The sequence below is a fragment of the Nocardioides convexus genome, from assembly GCF_011090295.1.
Genome location: NZ_JAAMYA010000001.1, coordinates 809,439 through 832,236, shown reverse-complemented (window position 1 = coordinate 832,236; position 22,798 = coordinate 809,439). Strand labels below are relative to the sequence as shown.

The following is a 22,798-nucleotide window of genomic DNA, read 5'->3' as shown; positions in this document are numbered from 1 at the left end:
AGGCCACGCAGGTTACCGACGGTCCACCACAGGGCGGCGGCGAGGATCGCGTCGTGACGGGCCGCGTCGAGCCGCGTGGACAGCAGGTACGCGACGACGGGGTCGGTGACCAGGCTCGGGCCGGGCGGCCCGTGAGGGCCAGCGGCGCGTCCCGGTGTCGAGACAGATGCCGGGTGGGCCGCCGGGGATGCGGGCGATGCCGAGGCTCGTGGCCGGCGCGGGTCGTGTACCCCGAGAAGCCGGCTGGCTCGGGTGGCCCGGGCCGATCCGGGCCGCCCGGGCGGGAGCGACGGGGAGCCCGATCAGGGTCAGCAGGACGAGCGCGGCGAGCACGCCGCGGCTGAGGAGGCGAAGAGGTGTCATGCCGACAGATCCTCGGCAACATCCCGACAGCCGAGCAGCGCACGGCACAGCACCTGTGGACAGACCGCGCGGGCCTGTCGCCTGTGGAGAGAAAGTGGACGCTCAGGTGACCTGAGCGCACCGAGTCACAGGAGGGACGCGGCCTCGCTGTCGAGAAACCAGACCGTCTCGGCGATGCCACGCACCCCGCGGGCCGGCGTCTCGCGCAGCGCACCGGCCTCGTCGGGCTCCGCCAGGTCGGCCAGCCCACGCTGCACCGCCTCTGCCTTGCCGGCGCCGCTCACCAGGAACCACACCGCCTGGGCGCGGTTGAGCGCCTCGAAGGTCAGGCTGACCCGGTCCGGCGGCGGCTTGGGGGAGTCGTGCACCGCGATCGCGATCTCGTCCACGGCGTCCAGCCCCGGGTGGCCCGGGAAGAGCGAGGCGATGTGCCCGTCCGGGCCGACTCCGAGCATCAGCACGTCGAAGTCGCCGCTGCCGGTCGAGCGCACCGTGGCGGCGTACGACGACGCCGCCTCCTCCGCGGACGCGGCGTCGTCGGAGGAGGGCACCTCGTGCACCCGCCGCGCGCCGACCTCGTCCAGGAAGGCGGCCTTGGCCTGACCGACGTTGCGCTCGGGGGAGTCGCCCGGGACGAAGCGCTCGTCGCCGAAGTAGAACTGCACGGCACCCCAGTCGACGCCGGAGTCGTCGGCGAGCCGGGCGACCTCGCGGTGGATCGCCTCGGCGATGGTGCCGCCGGTGAGCCCGATGTCGGGGATGTGGCCGGCGGCCTGGGCGTCGGCGATCCGGTTGAGGAGCTCACCGGCCACGGCCGTCGCGAGCGTGGCGGCGTCGGGATGGACCTCGACGAGGGGAGCAGGTCGGTCGGAGGTCATCGTGCGCGCTTCTCCCGGTAGTAGCGGATGAGGGACTGCGTGGAGGCGTCCTGCCCGGCGAGCACGTCCTCGTCGCCGGTGAGCGCCGGAGCGATCTGGAGGGCCAGCCTGCTTGCCGAGTCTCGACGCCCCACTGGTCGAAGCTTGTCGATGCCCCAGACGACGCCCTGGGTGAAGGTGATGTGCTCGTAGAGCGCGATCAGCCTGCCCGAGCACCGACGGGGTCAGCGCCGGCGCCATGATCGAGGTGGTCGGCCGATTGCCGCTGAACACCCGTGCCGGGACGATCGCCTCGTCGGTGCCCTCGGCGCGCACCTCCTCGGCGGTCTTGCCGAAGGCGAGCGCCTTGGTCTGGGCGAAGAAGTTCGCGAGCAGCAGGTCGTGGACGTCGGTGTCGCCGTCCCGCAGCGGGTACGCCGGGGTCGCGAACGCGATGAAGTCCGCCGGGACCAGCCGGGTGCCCTGGTGGATGAGCCTGGTAGAACGCGTGCTGGCCGTTGGTGCCCGGCTCGCCCCAGAACACCTCACCGGTGTCGGTGGTGACCGGCGTCCCGTCCCAGCGCACGCTCTTGCCGTTGGACTCCATCGTGAGTTCGCTGGAGGTACGCCGGGAAGCGGTGCAGCAGGCTGGGCGTACGGCAGCACGGCGTGCGACTGCGCGCCGAGGAAGTTGGAGTACCAGACGTTGAGCAGACCCATCAGCACCGGGACGTTCTCGGCCAGCGGGGTGGCCTGGAAGTGCTCGTCGACGGCGTGGAAGCCGGCGAGGAACTCCTCGAAGCGCTCGGGCCCGATCGCCACGACCAGCGAGGTGCCGATCGCCGAGTCGACGGAGTAGCGGCCACCGACCCAGTCCCAGAAGCCGAAGGCGTTCGCCGGGTCGATGCCGAAGTCGGCAACCTTGTCGAGGGCCGTGGAGACCGCGACGAAGTGCTTCGCGACGGCGCCCTCGCCCGTCGTGCCCAGGCCGTCGAGAAGCCACGAACGGCACAGGCGCGCGTTCGTCAGCGTCTCCAGCGTCCCGAAGGTCTTGCTGGAGACGATGAACAGCGTCGTGGCGGGGTCGAGGCCCGCGAGGGTCTGCGCGGCGTCGGTGGGGTCGATGTTGCTGATGAACCGGCACTCCAGGCCGTCCTGGACGTACGGCTTCAGCGCCTCGTACGCCATCACCGGGCCCAGGTCCGACCCGCCGATGCCGATGTTGACGATCGTGCGGATCCGCTCGCCGGTGACGCCGGTCCAGCGGCCGGAGCGGACGTCCTCGGCGAAGGCATAGACCCGGCGCAGCACGTCGTGGACGTCGTCCACCACGTCGTGCCCGGCCACCTCCAGGTCCACCTCGGCCGGCTGGCGCAACGCGGTGTGCAGCACGGCGCGGTCCTCGGTGACGTTGATGTGGTCACCGCGGAACATCGCGTCGCGGCGCGCCTCCAGCCCGACCTCGGCCGCCAGGTCGAGGAGCGCCGCGAGCACGTCGGCGTCGACGAGGTTCTTCGACAGGTCGACACGCAGGTCGCCGGCGGTGTGGGTGAACCGCTCGGCGCGTGTGGCGTCGTCGGCGAACCACCGCCGCAGGTCGGGGGCGAAGCCGTCGGCGAGCCGGGTCAGGCTCTCCCAGGCCGCCGTGGAGCGAGGATCGACGGGAGCCGCGCCCACGAGTCTCAGCCCTTGGCCTTGTCCATCTGCGCCTGGACGGTGTCGGTGAGTCTCGGTCCACGACGCCTTGAACTTGTCGACACCCTCGGTCTCCAGGGTGAGGAAGACGTCGTCGACGTCGATCCCCGCCGCGACCAGGCTGGTCGAACACCTCCTGCGCCTCGCCACCCTTGTCGGTGACCTGGTCACCGGTGACCTCGCCATGGTCGGCGAAGGCCTGGAGCGTCTTCTCCGGCATGGTGTTGACCGTGTCGGCCACGACCAGGTCCGCGACGTAGAGGGTGTCGGGGTAGTCCGGGTTCTTCACGCCGGTCGAGGCCCACAGCGGCCGCTGCGCGTTCGCGCCGGAAGTGGCGAGGGCCTGCCAGCGCTCGGAGGCCAGCACCTCCTGGAAGGCGGCGTAGGCGAGCCGGGCGTTGGCGATCGCGGCCTTGCCGCGTAGCGCCAGCGCCTCCTCGGTGCCGATCTTCTCCAGACGGGCGTCGATCTCGGTGTCCACGCGGGAGACGAAGAAGGAGGCGACCGAGCGGATCGTGGACAGGTCGATGCCCGCGGACTTCGCCTTCTCCAGCCCGGAGAGGTAGGCGTCCATGACCGCGCGGTAGCGCTCGACGGAGAAGATCAGGGTCACGTTGACGCTGATGCCCTCCGCGATCGCCGCGGTGATGGCCGGCAGACCCTCCAGCGTGGCGGGGATCTTGATCAGCGCGTTCGGTCGGTCCACGGCGGCCCACAGTGCCTTCGCCGAGGCGATGGTCGCGTCGGTGTCGTTCGCCAGCGTCGGCTCCACCTCGATGGAGACCCGGCCGTCGTCCGCGGTGCGCTCGGCCACCGGCTTCAGCACGTCGCACGCGTTGCGCACGTCGTCCGTGGTGAGCGCGAAGATCACCTCGTCCACGGACGAGCCGTCGGCGACCAGGCTGCGGACCTGCTCGTCGTACCGCTCGCCGTTGGCGATGGCGCCGGCGAAGATGGTCGGGTTGGTGGTGACGCCGACGACCGACGAGTTCTCGACGAGCTCGGCGAGGTTGCCGGTCTCGATCCGCTCGCGGGACAGGTCGTCGAGCCAGATGGACACCCCTGCGTCAGCGAGGGCCTTCAGTCGATCGGACATGCTTCCTCCTCGTGCTCGTGTGCGTGGGTACGACGCCGGTCAGTCCAGCGCCGCAGCGGCGATGCTCTCCCGGGCGGCCTGCGCGACCGCCTCGGGCGTGAAGCCGAACTCGCGGAACAGGGTGGCCGCGTCGGCGCTCGCGCCGTAGTGCTCGATGCTGACCATCCGGCCAGCGTCGCCGACGTACTCGCGCCAGCCCTGCTTGATGCCGGCCTCGACGGAGACCCGGGCCTTGACGATCGGCGGGATCACGCTGTCGCGGTAGGCCTGGTCCTGCGCCTCGAACCACTCCAGGCAGGGCATCGAGACCACGCGGGCCTGGACGCCCTCGGCCGCGAAGTCTGCTCACGGGCGGCGACGGCGAGCCTGGACCTCGGAGCCGGTGGCGATGAGCACCACGTCCGGCTGGCCGCCCTCGGCGTCGAGCAGGACGTAGCCGCCCTTGGCGACCTCATCGGTGCTCGCGAAGCCGTCCGTGCCCCGCGGGAACGTCGGGACGTTCTGGCGGCTGAGGATCAGCCCGGCCGGGCGGTCGGTGTTGCGCAGCACCTGCAGCCACGCGGCAGCCGTCTCGTTGGCGTCGGCCGGGCGGACCACGTCGAGGCCGGGGATGGCGCGCAGCGCCCACAGGTGCTCGATCGGCTGGTGCGTCGGGCCGTCCTCGCCCAGGCCGATGGAGTCGTGGGTCCACACGTAGGTCACCGGCACCTGCATCAGCGAGGCCACCCGGACCGCGCCGCGCATGTAGTCGGAGAAGGTGAGGAAGGTGCCGCCGAAGACGCGGGTGCCGCCGTGGACGGCGATGCCGTTCATGATCGCGCCCATGCCGTGCTCGCGGATCCCGAAGTGCAGCACGCGGCCCTGGTAGGGGTCGGCCGGCCACTCCTCGACGCCCCGGTCGAGCGGCAGGAAGGACTTCGCGTCCTTGATGGTCGTGTTGTTGGAGCCGGCGAGGTCGGCCGAGCCGCCCCACAGGCTCCGGAAGCACCGGGGCGAGGGCGTTGATCACCTTGCCGGACGCCGCGCGGGTGGCCACGCCCTTGGCGTCGGCCTCGAAGACCGGCAGCGCGTCCTCGACGCCGTCGGGCGCCTGGCGCTCCTTGAGCCGGTACAGCAGGGTCGCCTGCTCAGGGTTCGCGGCGGCCCACGCGTCGTACTGCTCGTCCCAGGCGGCGCCCCACTCCTTGCCGCGCTCGACGAGACCGCGGGTGTGGGCGAGCACGTCGGCGGGGACCTCGAAGGCTCTTGTCGGGGTCGAAGCCGAGGACCTTCTTGGTCGCGGCGACCTCGTCGGCGCCGAGCGCCGAGCCGTGCGCCGCCTCGGTGTTCTGCGCGCTCGGGGCAGGCCAGGCGATCACCGTCTTGAGCACGATGAGGGAGGGCTTGTCCGTGACCTCGTCGGCCGCCTTGATGGCGTCGTAGAGGGCCGGGACGTCCTCGGTGTAGTTCGCGAGGTCGTTGTGGTCGGTGCCGGTCCAGTCGACGGTCTGGACGTGCCAGCCGTAGGCCTCGTAGCGCTTCGCGACGTCCTCGTTGAAGGCGATGTGGGTGTCGCCCTCGATAGAGATCCGGTTGGCGTCGTAGATGACGGTGAGGTTGCCGAGCTCCTGGGTGCCGGCGATCGAGGAGGCCTCGCTGCTGACGCCCTCCTCGAGGTCGCCGTCGGAGGCGATGACGTAGACGTGGTGGTCGAAGATCGAAGGCCCGTCGCCGGCCTCCGGGTCGAGCAGACCCTTCTCGCGGCGCGCGGCCATCGCCATGCCGACCGCGTTGCCGACGCCCTGGCCCAGGGGACCGGTGGTCACCTCGACACCGGCCGTGTGGCCGTGCTCCGGGTGGCCCGGGGTCTTCGAGCCCCAGGTGCGCAGGCTCTCCAGGTCGGCGAGCTCGAGGCCGAAGCCGCCGAGGTAGAGCCTGGGTGTAGAGAGTGATCGAGCCTGTGCCCGGCACTCAGCACGAAGCGGTCGCGAGCGATCCAGGCTCGGGTCGGCGGGGTCGTGCCGCATCACCTTCTGGAAGAGCAGGTACGCCGCCGGCGCCAGGCTCATCGCGGTGCCGGGGTGGCCGTTGCCCACCTTCTGCACGGCATCCATGGCCAGCACACGGGCGGTGTCGACGGCCTTGCGGTCGAGGTCGGTCCACTCCAGGTCCGGGATCATGGTTCCGAGCCTACTCAGCCCCGTGGCACACCTGACATCGGCTGGGTGCGGCGAGCGGGGGCGGCTCGGGATACACTCGTGAGCGCTTCGATCCCTGCCTGCGAGGACACCCGTGACGTACGTCGATCCCACCAGCCCCGAGCCTGGTCGCCGACGACGCAGGAGACCCGAAGGCCACCTTGCGCGACGTCGTGATGGCGTACGTCGGGCTGACCAAGCCGCGCGTGATCGAGCTCCTGCTGCTGACGACCGTCCCGGTGATGTTCTTCGCCGCCCGCGGTGTGCCCGCGCTCGGGCTCGTCGTGGCCACGGTCATCGGCGGCACGCTGTCCGCCGGGTCGGCCTCGGTCTTCAACTGCGTCTACGACCGCGACATCGACGAGCAGATGCGTCGTACCCGTCGCCGGGCGCTGCCGCGCCACATCGTGACCCCCGCCGCCGCGCTGGTCTTCGGCACGGTCCTCGGCGTGCTGTCGACGGTGATCCTGGCGCTGTGGGTCAACCCGCTGTCGGCGATCCTCTCGGTCAGCGCGAACGCGTTCTACGTGTTCGTCTACACGATGCTGCTCAAGCGCCGAACCACGCAGAACATCGTCTGGGGCGGCATCGCCGGCTGCTTCCCGGCCCTCATCGGCTGGACCGCGGTCACCGGCGAGCCTCTCCTGGGTGCCGGTCGTGCTCTTCCTGGTCGTCTTCTTCTGGACGCCGCCGCACACCTGGGCGCTGGCGCTGCGCTACCGCGAGGACTACGCGCAGGTCGACGTCCCCATGCTCCCGGTGGTCAAGCCTGCGCGTTCGGTCGCCTTCCAGATCGTCGTCTACAGGCTGGGTCATGGTCGCCACCTCGCTGGTGCTGTGGCCGGTCGCGGACACCGGCCCGGTGTACCCGATCGCCGCGGGCATCCTCGGCGCCGTCTTCCTGGTCCAGGCGCACGGCCTGCACCGCCGCGCGCGGACGACCGAGGAGCCTGAGCCTGCTGCAGCCGATGCGGCTGTTCCACTCCTCGAACCTCTACCTGAGCCTGCTCTTCGTCGCAGTGGCCATCGACCCCCTGCTGCACTGATCGCGCGAGCGCGTCGCTCGTGCCTCGCGCCGCGCTGCCGCGCACGCCGTTGTCCTGGGTAGGTGGTGGCGTCGGCCTGGCGGCAAGACGCGCGGCACGCGGAACGGTCCCTCCCTGCGCCTGCGGTCGCTCCTTCGTCGCTCCCTCCGGCTCCGGGCCGGGCCCGTCCCGCGGGTGGCCGCGAGCCCTTCCCGATCGCGAGAGCGCGCGCCGTTGTCCTGGGTAGGTGGTGGCGTCGGCCTGGCGGCAAGACGCGCGGCACGCGGAACGGTCCCTCCCTGCGCCTGCGGTCGCTCCTTCGTCGCTCCCTCCGGCTCCCGGCCGGGCCTGTCCCGCGCGCTGGCCGCGGAACTGTCAGGCGCGGCGGGGGCGGGTGGCGAGCAGGACCCAGGTGATGGCGGCGGAGGTGGTGCCGGCGCCGAGCATGTGGAAGCCGACGAGCAGGCTCCGGCAGGTCGGTGAGGTACTGCCAGAAGCCGATCGTGCCCTGCAGCAGACTCGACGACGAGGAGCAGCCGGGCGGCCCGGTAGAGCGTCAGCAGGCCGAGCCGGCGCGCGCGCCAGAGGACGGCGACGGTGAGCAGCACGAGCAGGTAGACGGCCCAGGCGTGCACGTGCGACATGACCTGCGGATCGAGACCGGTGCGCTTGGACTCCAGGTCGCCGGAGTGCGGGCCGGACCCGGTGACGACGGTGCCGAGGTAGAGCACGACCCAGCCGACGGTGAAGAGGGCGAGCCCGAGGCGGCGCACGGGCAGCGGCGCGGACGCGCGGGTGGGACCGCGCAGGTGGTCGAGCAGCAGCACGCAGACGCCGACCAGCGCCATGGAGAGCAGCAGGTGGATCGAGACGATCCACGGGTTCAGGTCGGTGAGGACCGTGATGCCGCCGACGATCGCCTGGCCGGGGATGCCGAGGGCGACGATCGTGGTCAGCCGTACGGCGAGCGGGTGCTCCTCGCGGCGCTCGCGAGCCGCGACCCAGCAGGCCACCGCGATGACCACGAGCACGTAGGTCAGCATCCGGTTGCCGAACTCGATCGCGCCGTGGACGCCCAGCGCCGAGTGCGGCAGGTACGACGCGTCGGTGCACTTGGGCCAGGTCGGGCACCCGAGCCCGGAGTCGGTGAGCCGGACGGCGCCGCCCGTGACGGCGATCGCGACGTTGGCGACCAGGTTGGCCCAGGCGAGCGGGACCAGCCGGTCCCCGAGGGCGGCCCGGAGATCGGTGAGGCGGTCGCGGGTCGAGGTGGTCACGGTCACTCCCACTGGAAGGTACGGGCGGTCAGGGCGGAGCCGAGCACGGCCCACCCGAGCAGGACGAGCAGGTCGCGGCCGGCGAGGGCGCCGTCGCAGGCGGTGCGCATCGCCTCACCCAGCGCCCCCGAGGGCAGCCAGCGCACGATGTCCCCGAGGCCGCCGTAGGCGCTGGCGGGCAGGATCACCGCACCGCCGGCCAGCAGCAGCAGGTAGACCAGGTTGGCGACCGCGAGGGTCGCCTCGGCGCGCAGGGCGCCGGCCAGGAGCATCCCGAGCGAGGCGAAGGCGGCGGTGCCGAAGAGCGCGGTGAGGACCACGGCCAGCACGCCGGCGAGACCGGAGGGGCCCTCCCAGCCGAGCGCGAGGCCGACCCCGCCGATGACCACGAACTGGATCACCTCGACCACCAGCAGCGCGGCGACCTTGCCGCCGAGCAGGGTGGTGCGGGACAGGGGAGCGGTGCCGAGCCGCTTGAGGACGCCGTAGCGGCGCTCGAAGCCGGTGGCGATCGCGAGCGAGGTGAACGCCGTGGACATCACCGCGAGCGCCAGCACGCCCGGGGTCAGCACGTCGATCGGCCGGCCGTCCAGTGACAGCCCGACCCGCTCCGCGCCGCGCACCGCGCCGACCAGGACGATCACCGGGATCACCACGGCGATGAGCAAGCTGCTCCCCGTTGCGCAGCATGAGCCGCGCCTCCATCCCGGCCTGGGTGAGCAGACTGCCGCAGGACGGGCGCGCCACCGGGTGCGGGGGCGAAGGTGCCGGTCGAGGCGATGGTCACGAGAAGTCCTCCCGGCCGGTGAGACTCGAGGAAGACGTCCTCGAGGTTGCGCTGGCCCAGCGAGAGCGACTCGGGCAGCACGTCGTGATCGGCGCACCAGGCGGCCACCGTCGCCAGTGTGGAGCCGTCGGCGGGCCCGGAGACCTGGAGGCTCAGCGGGTCGAGCACGGTCAGGCTCGGTGCCCTCCCCGAGCGCCCGGGCCAGTGCCTCGGGTGCGCCCTCGGGGAACGGCTGGGTGACGACGAGCCGGATCGTGGCGACCGTGCCGCCGCGCGTGAGCCTCCAGCGGCGTGCCGCTCGCGACGAGGCGGCCCTGGTCGAGGATGTGGACCTTGTCGGCGAGCCGCTCGGCCTCTTCGAGGTAGTGCGTGGTCAGCACCACGGTGACCCCGTCGGCGCGCAGGCTCCTCGAGCAGGCTCCCAGACCCCGCGGCGGATCTGCGGGTCCAGGCCGGCGGTCGGCTCGTCGACGAACACCAGACTCCGGGCGGCCGACGAGCGCCAGCGCGAGCCCGAGCCGCTGCTGCTGGCCCCCCGACAGCCGCCGGTACGGCGTACGACCGCACTCCTGCAGTGCCAGGCGCTCCACCAGCAGGTCGATCGGCAGCGGGTGCGCGTGCAGCCTCGCGAAGTGGCGCAGCATCTCGTCGGCGCGGGCGCCGCTCCACGCCCCGCCGGACTGCAGCATGACGCCGATGCGGGGGAGCAGCGCCGAGCGCTGGCGGACCGGGTCGAGGCCGAGCACCCGCACCGTGCCGGACTGCGCGCGCCGGTAGCCCTCGCAGGTCTCCAGCGTGGTCGTCTTCCCGGCGCCGTTGGGCCCGAGGACGGCGGTGATGGTGTGCGGCTCGACCTCGAAGGAGAGGCCGTCGACGGCGGTGCGCTCGTCGTACCGCATCACGAGGCTGTCGACGAGGACAGCGGGACCTTCGACCACCCGGCGAGTGTAGGACCAGCCTCCGCGCTCTACGCTGGCGGCCGTGACTGCTTGGACCTACGGCGTGATCCTCGCCATGGCGGGGGTCGTCGCGGTCATCCTGATCGTGGACCTCGTCCGCGACCGCAGCGCCCAGGACACCCACTACGTCGGGCTCGCCGTGCTGGAGCTCGCCGTGCTCGCCCAGCCTGGTCGGCGGCTGTGTCGCGCTGGCCCGCACCGAGCGGCACGTCGAGGGCGCGGTCTTCGTGAGCCTACCTGGTCACCGTGGCGCTGATCCCGGTGGTCGGGGCGTTCTTCTCGCTCGCCGAGCGCTCCCGGGTCGGTACGACGATCCTGCTCCTCGCCGTCGCGACGGTCGCGGGCCTGGAGCTCGCGCCTGTGGGACATCTGGGGAGGCACCCGTGGCTGAGGAGGCTCTCGACCGGCTGGGGCCGCGCCCTGGTCTTCGTCTACGGCCTCTTCGCGGTGGCCGCGACCGGCCGCTCGGCGGTCCAGACTCGGCGAGGACGCCGGCAAAGCTGCCGTACTGGCTCTCCCTGGTCGCCGCGGTGATCTACCTGGTCGCCACCACCTGCCTGCTCGTCGGCGGCCGCACCGGCTGGCGGGTCGCCGTCGCCGCGGTGTCCGTGGAGCTCGTCGGCGTGCTCGCCGTGGGCACCTGGAGTCTACCTCGACACGGGGCTCTTCCACGACAAGACGGTGTGGTCGCACTTCGGCCAGGGCTACGGCTTCCTGCCGCTCGTGCTGCCCTTCGCCGGGCTCGCCTGGCTGCGCGCCCAGCGTCCCTCCGTCGCACCTTAGGGTGACCTTGCTTGAACGGTGCCGGGCAATATCGGCACACTGATGTTGTGGAAATCCCGACCGAGCACGACCAGCCGACGCGCCAGCGCGTCGTCCGGTCGATCCTGGTCAACGGGCCGTCCACCGCCGCGGCGCTCGCCGAGCGCCTCGAGCCTGACCCCGGCCGCCGTACGACGCCACCTCGACCAGCCTGCTGGCCGAGGGCGCCGTGGACGCCCGGGACCCCCGTCCGGTCGGCTCGCGCGGACGCGGCCGCCCGGCGAAGGTCTTCGCGCTCACCGAGCGTGGCCGCGACTCCTTCGACCAGCAGTACGACGACCTCGCCACCGAGGCGCTGCGCTTCCTCGCCGAGACCGGCGGTCCGGAGGCGGTGAAGGCGTTCGCGGAGCGGCGCGCGTCGTTCATCGAGAAGCGCTTCCCGGAGGTCCGCGACGCCCATCCCGAGGCCTCGCCGGCCGAGGTGCTGGCGCAGGTCTTCTCGGACGAGGGCTACGCGGCAGCGGTGCGCGAGCCTGCCCGGCCAGAAGAACGGACGTGGCGGGGAGCAGACTGTGCCAGCAGCACTGCCCGGTCTCCCACGTCGCCCACGAGTTCCCCCAGGCTGTGCGAGGCCGAGACCGAGGCGATCAGCCGGGTCCTCGGCACGCACGTGCAGCGGCTGGCGACCATCGCCCACGGTGACGGCGTGTGCACCACGTGCATCCCCGACGCAGGAATCAACAAGAAGGAGCAGGTCTCATGACCTCCATCGAGGAGCCTGAACCCCGAGCCTGAAGGGGATCGGTCGCTACGACTTCGGCTGGTCCGACAAGAACGACGTCGGCGCCAACGCCAAGCGCGGCCTCAGCGAGGAGGTCGTCCGCGACATCTCCTCGAAGAAGAGCGAGCCGGACTGGATGCTCGACCTGCGCCTGAAGGGCCTCAAGGCTCTTCGACCGCAAGCCGATGCCGACCTGGGGCTCGGACCTCAGCGCGATCGACTTCGACAACATCAAGTACTTCGTGCGCTCCAGCGAGAAGCAGGCAGCGACGTGGGACGACCTCCCCGAGGACATCAAGAACACCTACGACAAAGCTCGGCATCCCGGAGGCGGAGAAGCAGCGCCTCGTCTCCGGTGTCGCCGCGCAGTACGAGTCCGAGGTCGTCTACCACTCGATCCGCGAGGACCTCGAGGCCCAGGGTGTGCTCTTCCTCGACACCGACACCGCGCTCAAGGAGCAGCCGGAGCTCTTCAAGGAGTACTTCGGCACCGTCATCCCGGTCGGTGACAACAAGTTCTCCGCGCTCAACACCGCGGTGTGGTCCGGTGGCTCCTTCATCTACGTCCCGAAGGGGGTGCACGTCGACATCCCGCTGCAGGCCTACTTCCGGATCAACACCGAGAACATGGGCCAGTTCGAGCGGACGCTGATCATCGTCGACGAGGACGCCTACGTGCACTACGTCGAGGGCTGCACCGCGCCGATCTACTCCTCCGACTCGCTGCACTCCGCGGTCGTGGAGATCATCGTGAAGAAGGGTGGCCGCTGCCGCTACACGACCATCCAGAACTGGTCGAACAACGTCTACAACCTCGTCACCAAGCGCGCGGTCTGCGAGGCCGGCGCGACGATGGAGTGGGTCGACGGCAACATCGGCTCCAAGGTCACGATGAAGTACCCGGCCGTCTACCTGATGGGCGAGCACGCCAGGGGCGAGACGCTGTCGATCGCCTTCGCGGGCGAGGGCCAGCACCAGGACGCCGGCGCCAAGATGGTGCACGCGGCGCCGCACACCTCCTCCAGCATCCTCAGCAAGTCCGTCGCCCGTGGCGGTGGCCGGACGTCGTACCGCGGCCTGATCCAGGTCAACGAGGGCGCCCACGGCTCGAGGTCCAACGTGCTGTGCGACGCGCTCCTGGTCGACCAGATCAGCCGCTCCGACACCTACCCCTACGTCGACATCCGCGAGGACGACGTGTCCATGGGCCACGAGGCGTCCGTCTCGAAGGTCTCCGACGACCAGGCTCTTCTACCTCATGTCGCGCGGCATGGCCGAGGACGAGGCGATGGCGATGATCGTGCGCGGCTTCGTCGAGCCGATCGCCAAGGAGCCTGCCGATGGAGTACGCCCTGGAGCCTGAACCGACTGATCGAGTCTGCAGATGGAGGGTGCTGTCGGATGACGGCCGTCGCCGAGGCTCTCGAGATGGGCGATGCCCGCATCGAGAGCCACCTCAACCCGCCCGCGTCGTACGACCTGGCCGACCACCCCGTGCCCACCGGGCGCGAGGAGGTCTGGCGGTTCACGCCGATCAAGCGGCTGCGCGGGATCCTCGACGGCGAGGCCTCCGCGGCCACGCTGACCCGGGAGACGACCCTGCCCGAGGGCGTCACGATCACCGAGATCACGGCCGAGGAGGCCGTCGCGCTCGGCGAGCTCGGTCCCAACGAGCGACCCGCCGCGCTGGCCGCGGCCCGTGCCGGCGGCGCGCTGCTGCTGGACGTGCCGGCCGACACCGTCGTGCCCGAGCCGGTGATCATCCGGCTCACGGGCGAGACGGTCGACGACCTGGTCTGGGGCCGGTTGCTCTACCGGATCGGCACGCACGCCGAGGTCACCATCGTGCTCGTGCACACCGGCTCGGTGCGCTACTCCGCCATCTCGACCTTCCTGGTCGGCGACGGCGCGAAGGTCAACGTGCTGAGCCTGCAGGACTGGGCCGACGACGCCGTCCACCTGGGCCGCGACGCGATCCGGGTCGGCCGCGACGCCTCGGTCAAGCACACCTCGATCTCCTTCGGCGGCGACCTCGTGCGGATGCACGCCAACGTCGAGTACGCCGGCCCCGGCGGCGAGGCCGAGCCTGCTCGGTCTCTACTTCGCCGACGAGGGCCAGCACCTCGAGCACCGGCTCTTCGCCGACCACAACGCGCCCAAGACCAAGAGCAACGTGGTCTACAAGGGCGCGCTGCAGGGCAAGGGTGCGCACACCGTGTGGATCGGCAACGTGCTGATCCGCAAGGTCGCCGAGGGCATCGAGACCTATGAGGAGAACCGCAACCTCGTGCTCACCGACGGCTGCCAGGCCGACTCGGTCCCCAACCTGGAGATCGAGACCGGGGAGATCGAGGGGGCCGGGCACGCGTCCGCGACCGCTCGCTTCGACGACGAGCAGGCTGTTCTACCTGCGCTCGCGCGGCATCTCCGAGAAGGAGGCGCAGCGCCTGGTGGTGCACGGCTTCTTCAACGACCTGATCCGCAAGGTCGGCATCCCCTCCATCGAGGGCCAGCCTGCTGGAGACGGTCGAGGCGGAGCTCGCCAAGAACGTGCTCAAGGACGCTGGCGTCGTGGAGGAGGCATGAGCCTTCGAGCGGGCCTGCGCCCTGAGCGACGTACCGACCGACGAGGCGCTGGCCGTCACCGTCGACCGGTACGACGTGGCGATCGCCCGTGACGGCGACGACGTCTACGCGCTGCAGGACCTCTGCTCGCACGCTGCCGTACAGGCTCAGCGAGGGCGAGGTCGCCGACTGCACGATCGAGTGCTGGCTGCACGGCTCGACCTTCGACCTGCGCACCGGCAAGCCGACCACCTTCCCGGCGACCGAGCCGGTCGCCACCTTCCCCGTAGAAGTACGTGACGGAGACGTGTACGTCGACGTCGAGACCACCCTGAACGGAGTCACCCCCGCATGAGCACCCTGGAGATCAAGGACCTGCACGTCCAGGTCCAGACCGAGGACGGCCCGAAGGAGATCCTCAAGGGCGTCACGCTGACGATCGCCGACGGCGAGACGCACGCGATCATGGGCCCCAACGGCTCGGGCAAGTCGACCCTGGCGTACTCCATCGCGGGCCACCCGCGCTACGAGATCACCGGCGGCACGGTCACCCTCGACGGCGAGGACGTGCTGGAGATGTCCGTCGACGAGCGGGCGCGGGCCGGGCTGTTCCTGGCGATGCAGTACCCCGTCGAGGTCCCCGGCGTCTCGGTCGCGAACTTCCTGCGCACCGCCAAGACCGCCATCGACGGCGAGGCGCCCAAGCTGCGCACCTGGGTCAAGGACGTCAACGGCGCCCTGGAGCAGATGAACCTCGACAGCACCTTCTCGCAGCGCTCGGTCAACGAGGGCTTCTCCGGTGGTGAGAAGAAGCGCCACGAGATCGCGCAGGCTCGAGTCGCTCGACCCGAAGGTCGCGATCCTCGACGAGACCGACTCCGGCCTCGACATCGACGCGCTGAAGGTCGTCTCCGAGGGCGTCAACCGCTTCCGTGAGCGCGAGGGCAAGGGCGTGCTGCTGATCACGCACTACACGCGGATCCTGCGCTACATCCAGCCCGACCGCGTGCACGTGTTCGTCGCCGGCAAGGTCGCCGAGTCCGGCGGCCCGGAGCTCGCCGAGGAGCCTCGAGGCCAACGGCTACGACCGGTTCCTGAAGGCGTCGGTCTGAGATGACCCTCGACGGACTCCTTCCCGAGCCTGGAGGTCATCCGCAAGGACTTCCCGATCCTCGAGCGCACGCTCGCGGGCGGGCTGCCCCTGGTGTACCTCGACAGCGCGAACACCTCGCAGAAGCCGCAGGTGGTGATCGACACCATGGTCGACCACCTCGAGCGGCACAACGCGAACATCGCGCGCGCCATGCACCAGCTCGGGGCGGAGTCCACGGAGGCCTACGAGGACGCCCGCGACAAGGTCGCGCGCTTCCTCAACGCGCCCTCGCGCAACGAGGTCGTCTTCACCAAGAACGCCACCGAGGCGCTCAACCTCCTCGCCCGCACGATCGAGACTCGGCCCCGGCGACAACGTCGTCATCACCGAGATGGAGCACCACTCCAACATCGTGTCGTGGCAGGCTGGCGTGCGAGCGCTCGGGCGCGGAGCCTGCGCTGGTTCGGGCTGACCGACGACGGCCGGCTCGACCTGAGCAACGCCGACCAGACTCGTCGACGAGCACACCAAGGTGGTCGCCTTCACCTGGGTCTCGAACATGCTCGGCACCGTCAACCCGGTCGCCGACCTGTGCGCGCGGGCCCGCGCGGCCGGCGCGCTGTCGGTGATCGACGCCTCCCAGGCAGCGCCGCAGCTGCAGGTCGACGTCCAGGCGGTCGGCTGCGACTTCCTGGTCTTCACCGGTCACAAGGTCTGCGGGCCGACCGGCATCGGTGTGCTCTGGGGCCGTGAGGAGCCTGCTCAACGAGTCGCCCCCGTTCCACGGTGGCGGCGAGATGATCGAGACCGTCACGATGGCCCGGTCGACGTACGCCAAGGCGCCGCACCGCTTCGAGGCGGGCACCCCGCCCATCGTCGAGGCGGTCGGCCTCGGTGCCGCGGTCGACTACCTCGGCCACATCGGCCTGGGCGCGATCCACCGCCACGAGCAGGCCATCACGGGCTACGCCCTGGAGGGGCTGCAGACCGTCAAGGGGCTGAGCGTGCTCGGCCCGCTCGACGCGGCGGAGCGCGGGGGAGCGATCTCCTTCGAGCCTCGACGGCGTGCACCCGCACGACATCGCCCAGGTGCTCGACAGCCGCGGCATCGCCGTGCGCGCCGGGCACCACTGCGCCAAGCCCGCGCACGCCCGGTTCGGGGTGCAGAGCCCGACGCGCATGTCGTCGTACCTCTACACCGAGCCGCGGGAGATCGACGCCCTCGTCGAGGCGCTGGAATACACCCGCTCGTACTTCAAGTTGGACTGAGGATGACTGCCCAGGATCTTGATGCTCTGTACCAGGAGATCATCCTCGACCACTACAAGCATCCCCACGGCAAGGGCCTGCGGGATGCTCATGAGGCCGAGGTGCACCACGTCAACCCGACCTGTGGCGACGAGGTGACCCTGCGGGTCCACCTCGCCGACGGCCGCGTCGAGGACGTGTCGTACGACGCCGTGGGCTGCTCGATCTCCCAGGCGTCGGCCTCGGTGCTCTACGACCTCCTCGTCGGCAAGAGCGTCGAGGAGGCGATGGAGATCCACCAGGAGTTCCTCACCCTGATGCAGGGCAAGGGCACGGTGGAGCCGGACGAGGACGTGCTGGAGGACGGCATCGCCTTCGCGGGCGTCGCCAAGTTCCCGGCCCGCGTGAAGTGTGCCCTGCTGTCGTGGATGGCGTGGAAGGACGCGACGGCCCGTGTCATCAGCGGAGCCGTCGCAGAAGACGGAGGCAACCGATGACCGACAACAGCGACCTGCCCGAGGTCCCCGAGGCCGGCGGCCTGGTGACGAGCAACGCCTCGTCCAGCGTGGCGATCGACGACATCGAGGAGGCCATGAAGGACGTGGTCGACCCCGAGCTCGGGATCAACGTCGTCGACCTGGGCCTGGTCTACGGCATGCACGTCGACGAGGGCTCGAACCTCGTCCTCGACATGACGCTGACCTCGGCGGCCTGCCCGCTGACCGACGTGATCACCGACCAGACGAACTCCGCGTTGGAGGGCCTGGTCAACGACGTCGCCATCAACTGGGTCTGGATGCCGCCGTGGGGTCCCGACAAGATCTCTCCCGACGGCCGCGAGCAGCTGCGCGCGCTCGGTTTCAACGTCTGAGACTCGGACGCCCGTCCGAGTTTGGGGCGGCTTCCTCCTGAGCGTCCCTCTCGTGGGCGCCGACCGGCTTACGGTGCCTTCGCCGCCGGTGGGTGTCGGCGGTCCCGAGATCTCAGGAGGCAACGAATGATCCACTGGCGACCCCAGGTCGGCGCGCTCAGCGTGCTGGCCCTGGCGATCGGCACCGCGTCCGCGTTCGCGGCGCCCGCCACGGCAGACCCGGCCGCGGACCCCGCGACCGGGAACATCATCGGCTGGGCGGACGGCGCCGAGACGGCGTCGTACCCGGGGCCGTTCGCGCAGACTCGGCGACAACGGCCTGGGCGCCAACGCGGTCGGTGCGATCCGTGCCGACGGCTCGGTCGCCATCCCCGCCGCCCTCCAGGCGAGCGCCCAGACGGTTCCGGCCAACGTCAGCAGCCAGCGGACCCTGTCGCTGAGCATCGGCGGCCCGCGGTCGATCTGGGCCGCCAGCGCCGACGGCAGCGTCACCAAGTGGGGCGGCTCGCGCGGCTCCTTCGCCGACCAGAGCCTGGACCGCCGAGCAGCCTGGGCGGCAAGGCGATCGCGGTCTCGGGCAGCGTCTACCGGGCCTACGTCATCGTCGAGACCGCCGAGGGCGCCCACCACGTCGCGATCATCGCCTACGGACCGGAGGCGGTCAGCGGCAACGAGGGCGTGACCACCGTGGTCTCCGGGGCCACCGGTGACCCGCTGACCGGCGTCGTGTCCCTGGGCACGGTCAACCGCAACACCAGCGGTGCCTACCTCACCAACGCCGTCGCCCTGCGCGAGGACGGCTCGCTGATCGTGCTGTCCGACGGTCAGGGCTGGACGGAGCCTGCGGCCGGCCGGCGACGACCCCGTGGTGGCGTTCAGCGGCCAGACCACCCTGCCGACGCCGGAGGAGGACGTCGCGAACTCGGGCACGTTCCTCACGCAGAGCGGCAAGAGCCTACGGCTTCCGGCTCGTCGACCCCAACGACTTCGTGGTGCCGTGGACCTTCACCGCGTGGCTGGACGACAACTTCCCGGGTGTGCCCGAGGGAGAGAGCGTCAAGGAGATCAACTCGACCGGCGACTCCACCACGGGCAGCCCGCAGTTCCTGCTGACGAACCAGGGCCACGTCGTCGCCTGGACCTCGCAGTCGCAGGCCGGCGGCGGTGAGGCCACCCCGGTCCCGCTGCCCGCCTCCATGGCCGCCGGCGGCGTGCTGGACATCGCCGACGGCGCCTACGCGCTGATCGAGGCGGAAGCGCCCCCCGCGCTGGCCGTGACCAGCGAGGCGATCATCTCCGGCACGCCCCAGGTCGGCAAGACGCTGACGGGCACCCCCGCTGGCTTCAACGACGCGACCGCCATCGTGAGCAACCAGTGGAAGGCCGACGGGGTGGCCATCAGCGGCGCCACCGGTACGACGCTGGCCCTCACCGCCGCGCTGCAGGGCAAGTCGATCACCTTCGAGTCCACGGCCACCCGCGGCACCGACACGCTGGCCTCGACCTCGGGTGCGGTCGGCCCGGTCACGGCGGCGCCGCTGGCGGCCACCGCGATCCCGACCATCACGGGCACCGTCCAGGTCGGCAAGGTGCTGACCGGCAAGCCGGCGACCTTCAACGGCACCGCGACGGTGACCAACCAGTGGAAGGTCAACGGCGTGGCGATCACCGGTGCCACCGGCACCACGATCACCCTGCCCGCGTCCTTCCAGGGCAGGTCGGTCACCTTCGTGTCCACGGCGACCCGGGGGAGCGAGACCGTCGTGTCCTCCTCGGTCGCGCGGGGCCCGGTGGCCGCCGCGGCGATCGTCCGGGGCTACCCGAAGCCCCCGACGCTGACCTTCAACGTGCGCCCGACCAGCAAGAAGGCCGGCCGCGCCACGGTCGTGGTCGCCCGCGCGACGACCGCTCGCCCGGTGCCGACCGGCACCATCCGGGTGACCCTCACCAAGGCAGGGTCGAGGAAGGTCGTCACCGGCACGCTGAGCGCCGGCCGGCGCGTGGTCGTCCTGCCGAAGGCTGGCGAAGGGCACCTGGCGGGTCCAGGTCTCCTACCTGGGCGACCGGTACTACCTGCCGCGCAGGCTCGGGGATCTACTCCCTGAAGATCACCCGCTGACCCCGGCGTGGTGACGTCGATGGCCCCCGAGCAGCACCGCTCGGGGGCCATCGCGTGCTCAGACCGCGACACCCCAGGTGGGCAGGACGGCGCGCAGCGCCACGATCAGCTCCAGCCGCACCGGCGGGTCCTCCAGGCCTTGGCGCCGAAGAGCTCCCGGAGCTTTGCACAGGCGGCTGTGCAGGGTCTGCGGCGGCACGCCCATGTCGCGGGCCAGGCTGGTTGGTCGCGCTCGCGGACTCCAGCCAGCGCAGCAGGGTGAGTGCGAGGTCCTTGCGGCGGGCCGGCCGGATCCCGTCGAGGACGGTCAGGTGCTTGCTCGCCAGGAGGCCGGACAGCAGCGGGTTGCCCGCCACGAGCAGCGGGCCGAGCATCTCGGTGCACGGCACCAGTACCCGGTCGTCCACGGCGTGGCCGTCACTGAGCAGACGGGCCGCGCGCCACAGCAGACTGGAGGCTGTCCCCGAGGTCGCTCCACGGCGTCAGCGGGCCGACGACGACCTGGCCCGCCACGGCGGACGCCAGGCTGTGCGGGTCGACGTCCTCGGGCACCAGGAGCTCGTACGCCGACGTGCGGGCGATCAGCCGCGGGTCGCTCCGCAACACCTCCGGCAGGCTCGCGGTCGACCGACACCAGGGCGCGGACCCGGCCCGGGCGGGTGGCGTCGATCCGGGGGTCGCCCGCCGTCCCCACCTCGGCCAGCCACTGCGCGCGGCGGTGGTCCCGACGGGCACTCTCGCGGCGCAGGCTCGGTGGTCATCGTCGCGCAGACCAGGTGCAGGTACCGCTGGGCGGCGTGGCGCAGGCCCATGATGGCCTCGCCCCGCAGCGCCTCGCCCGCGACCTGCCCGAGGGTGCTCATCACCACGCCGTGCAGCGAGCGGAACAGGCGGTCCAGGTCCGGGGCCACCAGGCCGGCCGCGCTCAGGCTCCACCGCCAGCGACCGGACGACGCGCTGCGCGTCCTGCGCGGCGACCTCGGCCCGGCCACCCGCCGCCAGGAAGAACTGGACGACGTCGGTGATCGCGCCCCGGACCCGGGGGTCGTCGGGCGGCGTGCCCAGCGCGGTGCTGACGGTGCTCACCATCCGTTGGCACAGGAACGCCGTCCGCTCCGGCGAGGTGATCGGTGGCAGCGTGACGGGTGCGGTGGTGATGGTCATCTCGGGTGTCCCTCCCTCACCGACGGCAGGCGCCGTCGGGCCGTTGGGGGCGACTCCTCCGATTGAGCCAGGTGTGCGGGGGCCGGCCAAGGCGTTCGGAGGACGCCGGCGCCGAGCGGGGCGGATGTTGTGACGTACGTGACAAGAAGTCGCACCCAGCAGGCGGCTCGGCGTGCCGGCCGGCGGGCGCGCGACGCGGTGTCGTCGCCGCACGAGGCTCGCTGCTCACCCGGGTGACAAGAAACCCCCGGCCGCGAGGTCGATCCCCGCGGAGGTCTGGCCGCCGGGCCCGGTCCCCGCGCAGACTGGTGCGCAGCACCGGTCCGCGTCAGGGGGCGACGGCCGGTGCGAAGCGCTCGTCGGTGTAGGCCCGCAGGTTCCTCAGGAACCAGCGGAAGCCTGCGCCCAGCAGTGGGCGGCTGGGCGCGAGCGTGACCCGGGCCGCCCCGGTGACCTCCAGGGCGAGGGTCCAGGTGAGCCGGCAGCCTCCGGGGGTGGGTACGACGTCGTACCGCTCGGCGAAGGCCTTGATCCGCTTCTCCGACGCCTCGTTGAACCGGAACGCGAGCAGCGTGTGCTCCTCCCAGGCCAGGAATTCCTCCGCGCCGACGAGCCCGCCGCGCATCGTGACCGTGCGCATCGTCCCGGCGCCGCGCGGCGCGGGGGTCGTCCAGGCGACGTCGGTGATCGCCTTCGCCCAGTGCGGCCAGGCGGTCGCGTCGGCGAGCACCTCGAACAGGCTGTGCCGGGGTGATCGCGAGGTCCACGCTGTTGACGAACCGGTGCGGGGCGGAGTCGATCCAGGCGAGGTCGACGAGGTCGCAGGCGTGCAGCGAGGAGGACATGGCGGCAGGGTAGAACACGTTCTCGTCGGTAGGGTCGTCCCGTGCCCGAGGTCCTCGTCCCCGTCTCCCGCTGGGAGCGCTGGCTGAGCAACTTCGAGGCCTCGCACGGCCCGGCGACGCTCGCCGCCGACGGCGGTCTGCGGGGGAGCGCGCCCGACGGCGCCCACTTCCTGGCCCGCCTCCCCTTCTCCCTCCCGTACGACGGGCCGCCCGACCCTGCTGAGTCTCGCGGGCCGGGCGCACGCCCCGCCGGCGTGGGGTGTCCTGCTCGTGCGCAAGGGCGGCTTCGCGGTCGCCCGCGTCGAGCAGGGGGTGGTGGTGGCGTCCAAGACCGGCCAGCGCCACGTCCAGGGCCGCACCAAGGCGGGCGGCCAGTCCCAGCAGCGGTTCGCGCGACGACGGGCCAACCAGGCCCGGGATGCCTACGAGGCGGCCGCCGACCACGCGGTGCGCGTCCTCGGTGACGTGGTGCCGGTCGTCAGCGGGGGCGACCGGGCGGCGGTGACCGAGGTGCTGGTGGACCGTCGGCTGGCGGCGGTGGAGGTGGTGGGGCCGTGGTTCGCCGTACCGGACCCGCGGCGCGGTGTCCTCGACCAGGTGGTCCGCGACGCGCAGGCGCTGGTGGTCGAGGTCGAGAACGGTCCTACAGCGCCAGGCTGAGGAAGACGCTGTGCGGGTCCTCGGCGTAGCCCTCGAAGGGCGCGCAGTGCGTGAACCCACGGGTGGCGTAGAGCGCGCGGGCGGCGGCGAAGTAGTCCTCGGTGCCGGTCTCCAGGCTGATCCGGTCGTGCCCGCGGCTTCGGGCCTCGGCGAGGACGTGGTCGAGCAGCCGGCCGGCGACCCCGCGGCGGCGGGCGGCGGTGGCGGTGCGCATCGACTTCGACTCGGCGTGCCCGCCGGTGAGCCTGCTTGAGCGCGACACAGCCCAGCAGCAGGTCCCCGTCGCGGGCGGTCCAGAAGCCTGATGCCGGGGACGGCCAGCGCGTCCGGGTCCAGGGCGTGCACGCTCTCGGCCGGGGAGGTGGCGTACATGTCGCTCAGGTGCTCCTCCGGGAGCGCGAGCACATCGGGACGGCGGGGGTCGTCGAGTCCGGATCTGCACGCGACGATCCTG

The 22,798-nt window shown here is 71.6% G+C and carries 23 protein-coding genes and 10 pseudogenes; 17 read left to right on the top strand and 16 right to left on the bottom strand.

The annotated features are described in order from the left end of the window. Positions 1–12 precede the first annotated feature (12 nt). The 8 genes and pseudogenes from G5V59_RS06170 to G5V59_RS06135 form a co-directional block, all read right to left on the bottom strand. Positions 13–363, bottom strand: coding sequence for a hypothetical protein (locus tag G5V59_RS06170; protein ID WP_278255909.1), 351 nt, complete (start codon positions 361–363; stop codon positions 13–15). A gap of 125 nt (positions 364–488) precedes the next feature. Then, a complete protein-coding gene (gene pgl, locus G5V59_RS06165) occupies positions 489–1,241 on the bottom strand; it encodes a 6-phosphogluconolactonase (protein ID WP_278255908.1) in 753 nt (250 codons plus the stop codon). Then, positions 1,238–2,897, bottom strand: a pseudogene (gene pgi, locus G5V59_RS06160) (glucose-6-phosphate isomerase). Before pgi ends, pgl begins: the two are co-directional and overlap by 4 nt. A 5-nt stretch (positions 2,898–2,902) precedes the next feature. Further along, positions 2,903–4,011, bottom strand: a pseudogene (gene tal / locus G5V59_RS06155) (transaldolase). Between the two features lie 39 nt (positions 4,012–4,050). Beyond that, positions 4,051–4,323: a hypothetical protein gene (locus G5V59_RS06150; protein ID WP_278255907.1), complete on the bottom strand. Its 273-nt coding sequence runs from the start codon at positions 4,321–4,323 to the stop codon at positions 4,051–4,053. 33 nt (positions 4,324–4,356) lie between these two features. Continuing rightward, the gene (locus G5V59_RS06145) at positions 4,357–4,941 is read right to left on the bottom strand and encodes a hypothetical protein (protein WP_278259671.1); all 585 of its coding nucleotides are present in this window, start codon (positions 4,939–4,941) and stop codon (positions 4,357–4,359) included. Between the two features lie 214 nt (positions 4,942–5,155). Continuing rightward, a pseudogene (locus G5V59_RS06140) lies at positions 5,156–5,233 on the bottom strand (hypothetical protein); the annotation flags it as partial. Between the two features lie 94 nt (positions 5,234–5,327). Then, a pseudogene (locus G5V59_RS06135) lies at positions 5,328–6,104 on the bottom strand (transketolase); the annotation flags it as partial. A 191-nt stretch (positions 6,105–6,295) separates the two neighbouring features. On the opposite strand from G5V59_RS06135, the pseudogene G5V59_RS06130 reads away from it, so the two are divergent. Continuing rightward, a pseudogene (locus G5V59_RS06130) lies at positions 6,296–7,234 on the top strand (heme o synthase). On the opposite strand, the gene G5V59_RS06125 reads toward G5V59_RS06130, so the two are convergent. The 4 genes from G5V59_RS06125 to G5V59_RS06115 are packed head-to-tail and all read right to left on the bottom strand — an operon-like array spanning position 7,183 to position 10,215. Continuing rightward, positions 7,183–8,490: a COX15/CtaA family protein gene (locus G5V59_RS06125; RefSeq protein WP_278255906.1), complete on the bottom strand. Its 1,308-nt coding sequence runs from the start codon at positions 8,488–8,490 to the stop codon at positions 7,183–7,185. The pseudogene G5V59_RS06130 and the gene G5V59_RS06125 sit on opposite strands and share 52 nt — an antisense overlap. Before the next feature lie 2 nt (positions 8,491–8,492). Then, the gene (locus G5V59_RS06120) at positions 8,493–9,158 is read right to left on the bottom strand and encodes an ABC transporter permease (protein ID WP_341350874.1); all 666 of its coding nucleotides are present in this window, start codon (positions 9,156–9,158) and stop codon (positions 8,493–8,495) included. Further along, positions 9,140–9,445, bottom strand: a complete 306-nt coding sequence (locus tag G5V59_RS35970) for a hypothetical protein (RefSeq protein WP_341350873.1) — start codon at positions 9,443–9,445, stop codon at positions 9,140–9,142. The genes G5V59_RS06120 and G5V59_RS35970 overlap by 19 nt, the downstream gene beginning before the upstream one ends. 2 nt (positions 9,446–9,447) lie before the next feature. Next, positions 9,448–10,215 (bottom strand): ABC transporter ATP-binding protein, encoded by a 768-nt coding sequence (locus tag G5V59_RS06115; RefSeq protein WP_278255905.1) that lies wholly within the window; start codon positions 10,213–10,215, stop codon positions 9,448–9,450. Positions 10,216–10,258: 43 nt separating this feature from the next. Here G5V59_RS06115 and G5V59_RS06110 point away from each other — a divergent pair, with 43 nt between their 5' ends. From G5V59_RS06110 to G5V59_RS06045, 15 genes and pseudogenes are all read left to right on the top strand, one after another. Next, a complete protein-coding gene (locus G5V59_RS06110) occupies positions 10,259–10,492 on the top strand; it encodes a hypothetical protein (RefSeq protein ID WP_278255904.1) in 234 nt (77 codons plus the stop codon). Next, complete coding sequence (locus G5V59_RS06105) at positions 10,483–10,770, top strand: hypothetical protein (RefSeq protein ID WP_278255903.1); 288 nt, start codon at positions 10,483–10,485, stop codon at positions 10,768–10,770. The genes G5V59_RS06110 and G5V59_RS06105 overlap by 10 nt, the downstream gene beginning before the upstream one ends. Beyond that, on the top strand, positions 10,767–11,024 hold the full coding sequence (locus tag G5V59_RS06100; protein WP_278255902.1) for a hypothetical protein: 258 nt from the start codon (positions 10,767–10,769) through the stop codon (positions 11,022–11,024). Before G5V59_RS06105 ends, G5V59_RS06100 begins: the two co-directional genes overlap by 4 nt. A 203-nt stretch (positions 11,025–11,227) precedes the next feature. Beyond that, positions 11,228–11,761: a transcriptional regulator gene (locus G5V59_RS06095; RefSeq protein ID WP_278255901.1), complete on the top strand. Its 534-nt coding sequence runs from the start codon at positions 11,228–11,230 to the stop codon at positions 11,759–11,761. A gap of 15 nt (positions 11,762–11,776) precedes the next feature. Continuing rightward, positions 11,777–13,852: pseudogene (sufB, locus tag G5V59_RS06090) on the top strand (Fe-S cluster assembly protein SufB); the annotation flags it as partial. 13 nt (positions 13,853–13,865) lie between these two features. Next, the gene (locus G5V59_RS06085) at positions 13,866–14,390 is read left to right on the top strand and encodes a SufD family Fe-S cluster assembly protein (protein WP_278259670.1); all 525 of its coding nucleotides are present in this window, start codon (positions 13,866–13,868) and stop codon (positions 14,388–14,390) included. Then, positions 14,387–14,467 (top strand): annotated as a pseudogene (locus G5V59_RS35965) (non-heme iron oxygenase ferredoxin subunit); the annotation flags it as partial. The gene G5V59_RS06085 and the pseudogene G5V59_RS35965, both read left to right, overlap by 4 nt. Then, positions 14,454–14,699: a Rieske 2Fe-2S domain-containing protein gene (locus G5V59_RS06080; protein WP_341350872.1), complete on the top strand. Its 246-nt coding sequence runs from the start codon at positions 14,454–14,456 to the stop codon at positions 14,697–14,699. The pseudogene G5V59_RS35965 and the gene G5V59_RS06080, both read left to right, overlap by 14 nt. Then, positions 14,696–15,456, top strand: a pseudogene (gene sufC, locus G5V59_RS06075) (Fe-S cluster assembly ATPase SufC). Before G5V59_RS06080 ends, sufC begins: the two are co-directional and overlap by 4 nt. A gap of 92 nt (positions 15,457–15,548) precedes the next feature. Beyond that, the gene (locus tag G5V59_RS06070) at positions 15,549–16,190 is read left to right on the top strand and encodes an aminotransferase class V-fold PLP-dependent enzyme (RefSeq protein ID WP_278255900.1); all 642 of its coding nucleotides are present in this window, start codon (positions 15,549–15,551) and stop codon (positions 16,188–16,190) included. Positions 16,191–16,234: 44 nt separating this feature from the next. Next, positions 16,235–16,432, top strand: a pseudogene (locus tag G5V59_RS06065) (aminotransferase class V-fold PLP-dependent enzyme); the annotation flags it as partial. A gap of 70 nt (positions 16,433–16,502) precedes the next feature. Continuing rightward, positions 16,503–16,706: an aminotransferase class V-fold PLP-dependent enzyme gene (locus tag G5V59_RS06060; RefSeq protein WP_341351141.1), complete on the top strand. Its 204-nt coding sequence runs from the start codon at positions 16,503–16,505 to the stop codon at positions 16,704–16,706. Between the two features lie 2 nt (positions 16,707–16,708). Further along, a complete protein-coding gene (gene sufU / locus G5V59_RS06055; RefSeq protein ID WP_278259667.1) occupies positions 16,709–17,182 on the top strand; it encodes a Fe-S cluster assembly sulfur transfer protein SufU in 474 nt (157 codons plus the stop codon). Continuing rightward, positions 17,179–17,556, top strand: a complete 378-nt coding sequence (locus G5V59_RS06050) for a metal-sulfur cluster assembly factor (protein WP_278255899.1) — start codon at positions 17,179–17,181, stop codon at positions 17,554–17,556. The genes sufU and G5V59_RS06050 overlap by 4 nt, the downstream gene beginning before the upstream one ends. Before the next feature lie 992 nt (positions 17,557–18,548). After that, entirely contained in the window at positions 18,549–19,661 is a 1,113-nt protein-coding gene (locus G5V59_RS06045) for a hypothetical protein (RefSeq protein WP_278255898.1), read from the top strand. Here G5V59_RS06045 and G5V59_RS06040 read toward each other — a convergent pair. The 3 genes from G5V59_RS06040 to G5V59_RS35960 form a co-directional block, all read right to left on the bottom strand. After that, positions 19,651–20,082: a hypothetical protein gene (locus tag G5V59_RS06040; protein ID WP_278255897.1), complete on the bottom strand. Its 432-nt coding sequence runs from the start codon at positions 20,080–20,082 to the stop codon at positions 19,651–19,653. The genes G5V59_RS06045 and G5V59_RS06040 overlap by 11 nt on opposite strands. A gap of 10 nt (positions 20,083–20,092) precedes the next feature. Further along, positions 20,093–20,839, bottom strand: coding sequence for a hypothetical protein (locus G5V59_RS06035; protein WP_278255896.1), 747 nt, complete (start codon positions 20,837–20,839; stop codon positions 20,093–20,095). A 328-nt stretch (positions 20,840–21,167) separates the two neighbouring features. Next, positions 21,168–21,791, bottom strand: a complete 624-nt coding sequence (locus G5V59_RS35960) for an SRPBCC family protein (protein WP_341351140.1) — start codon at positions 21,789–21,791, stop codon at positions 21,168–21,170. Positions 21,792–21,891: 100 nt separating this feature from the next. On the opposite strand from G5V59_RS35960, the pseudogene G5V59_RS06025 reads away from it, so the two are divergent. Continuing rightward, a pseudogene (locus tag G5V59_RS06025) lies at positions 21,892–22,344 on the top strand (acVLRF1 family peptidyl-tRNA hydrolase); the annotation flags it as partial. On the opposite strand, the gene G5V59_RS06020 reads toward G5V59_RS06025, so the two are convergent. Further along, complete coding sequence (locus G5V59_RS06020; RefSeq protein ID WP_278255894.1) at positions 22,328–22,786, bottom strand: GNAT family N-acetyltransferase; 459 nt, start codon at positions 22,784–22,786, stop codon at positions 22,328–22,330. The pseudogene G5V59_RS06025 and the gene G5V59_RS06020 sit on opposite strands and share 17 nt — an antisense overlap. Positions 22,787–22,798 lie beyond the last annotated feature (12 nt).

What these genes read in the sequence shown, in the direction of transcription:
- G5V59_RS06170 (WP_278255909.1), bottom strand. Translation starts at nt 363, where the DNA reads ATGACACCTCTTCGCCTCCTCAGCCGCGGCGTGCTCGCCGCGCTCGTC.
- pgl (WP_278255908.1), bottom strand. Translation starts at nt 1,241, where the DNA reads ATGACCTCCGACCGACCTGCTCCCCTCGTCGAGGTCCATCCCGACGCC.
- sufU (WP_278259667.1), top strand. Translation starts at nt 16,709, where the DNA reads ATGACTGCCCAGGATCTTGATGCTCTGTACCAGGAGATCATCCTCGAC.
- G5V59_RS06050 (WP_278255899.1), top strand. Translation starts at nt 17,179, where the DNA reads ATGACCGACAACAGCGACCTGCCCGAGGTCCCCGAGGCCGGCGGCCTG.
- G5V59_RS06035 (WP_278255896.1), bottom strand. Translation starts at nt 20,839, where the DNA reads ATGACCATCACCACCGCACCCGTCACGCTGCCACCGATCACCTCGCCG.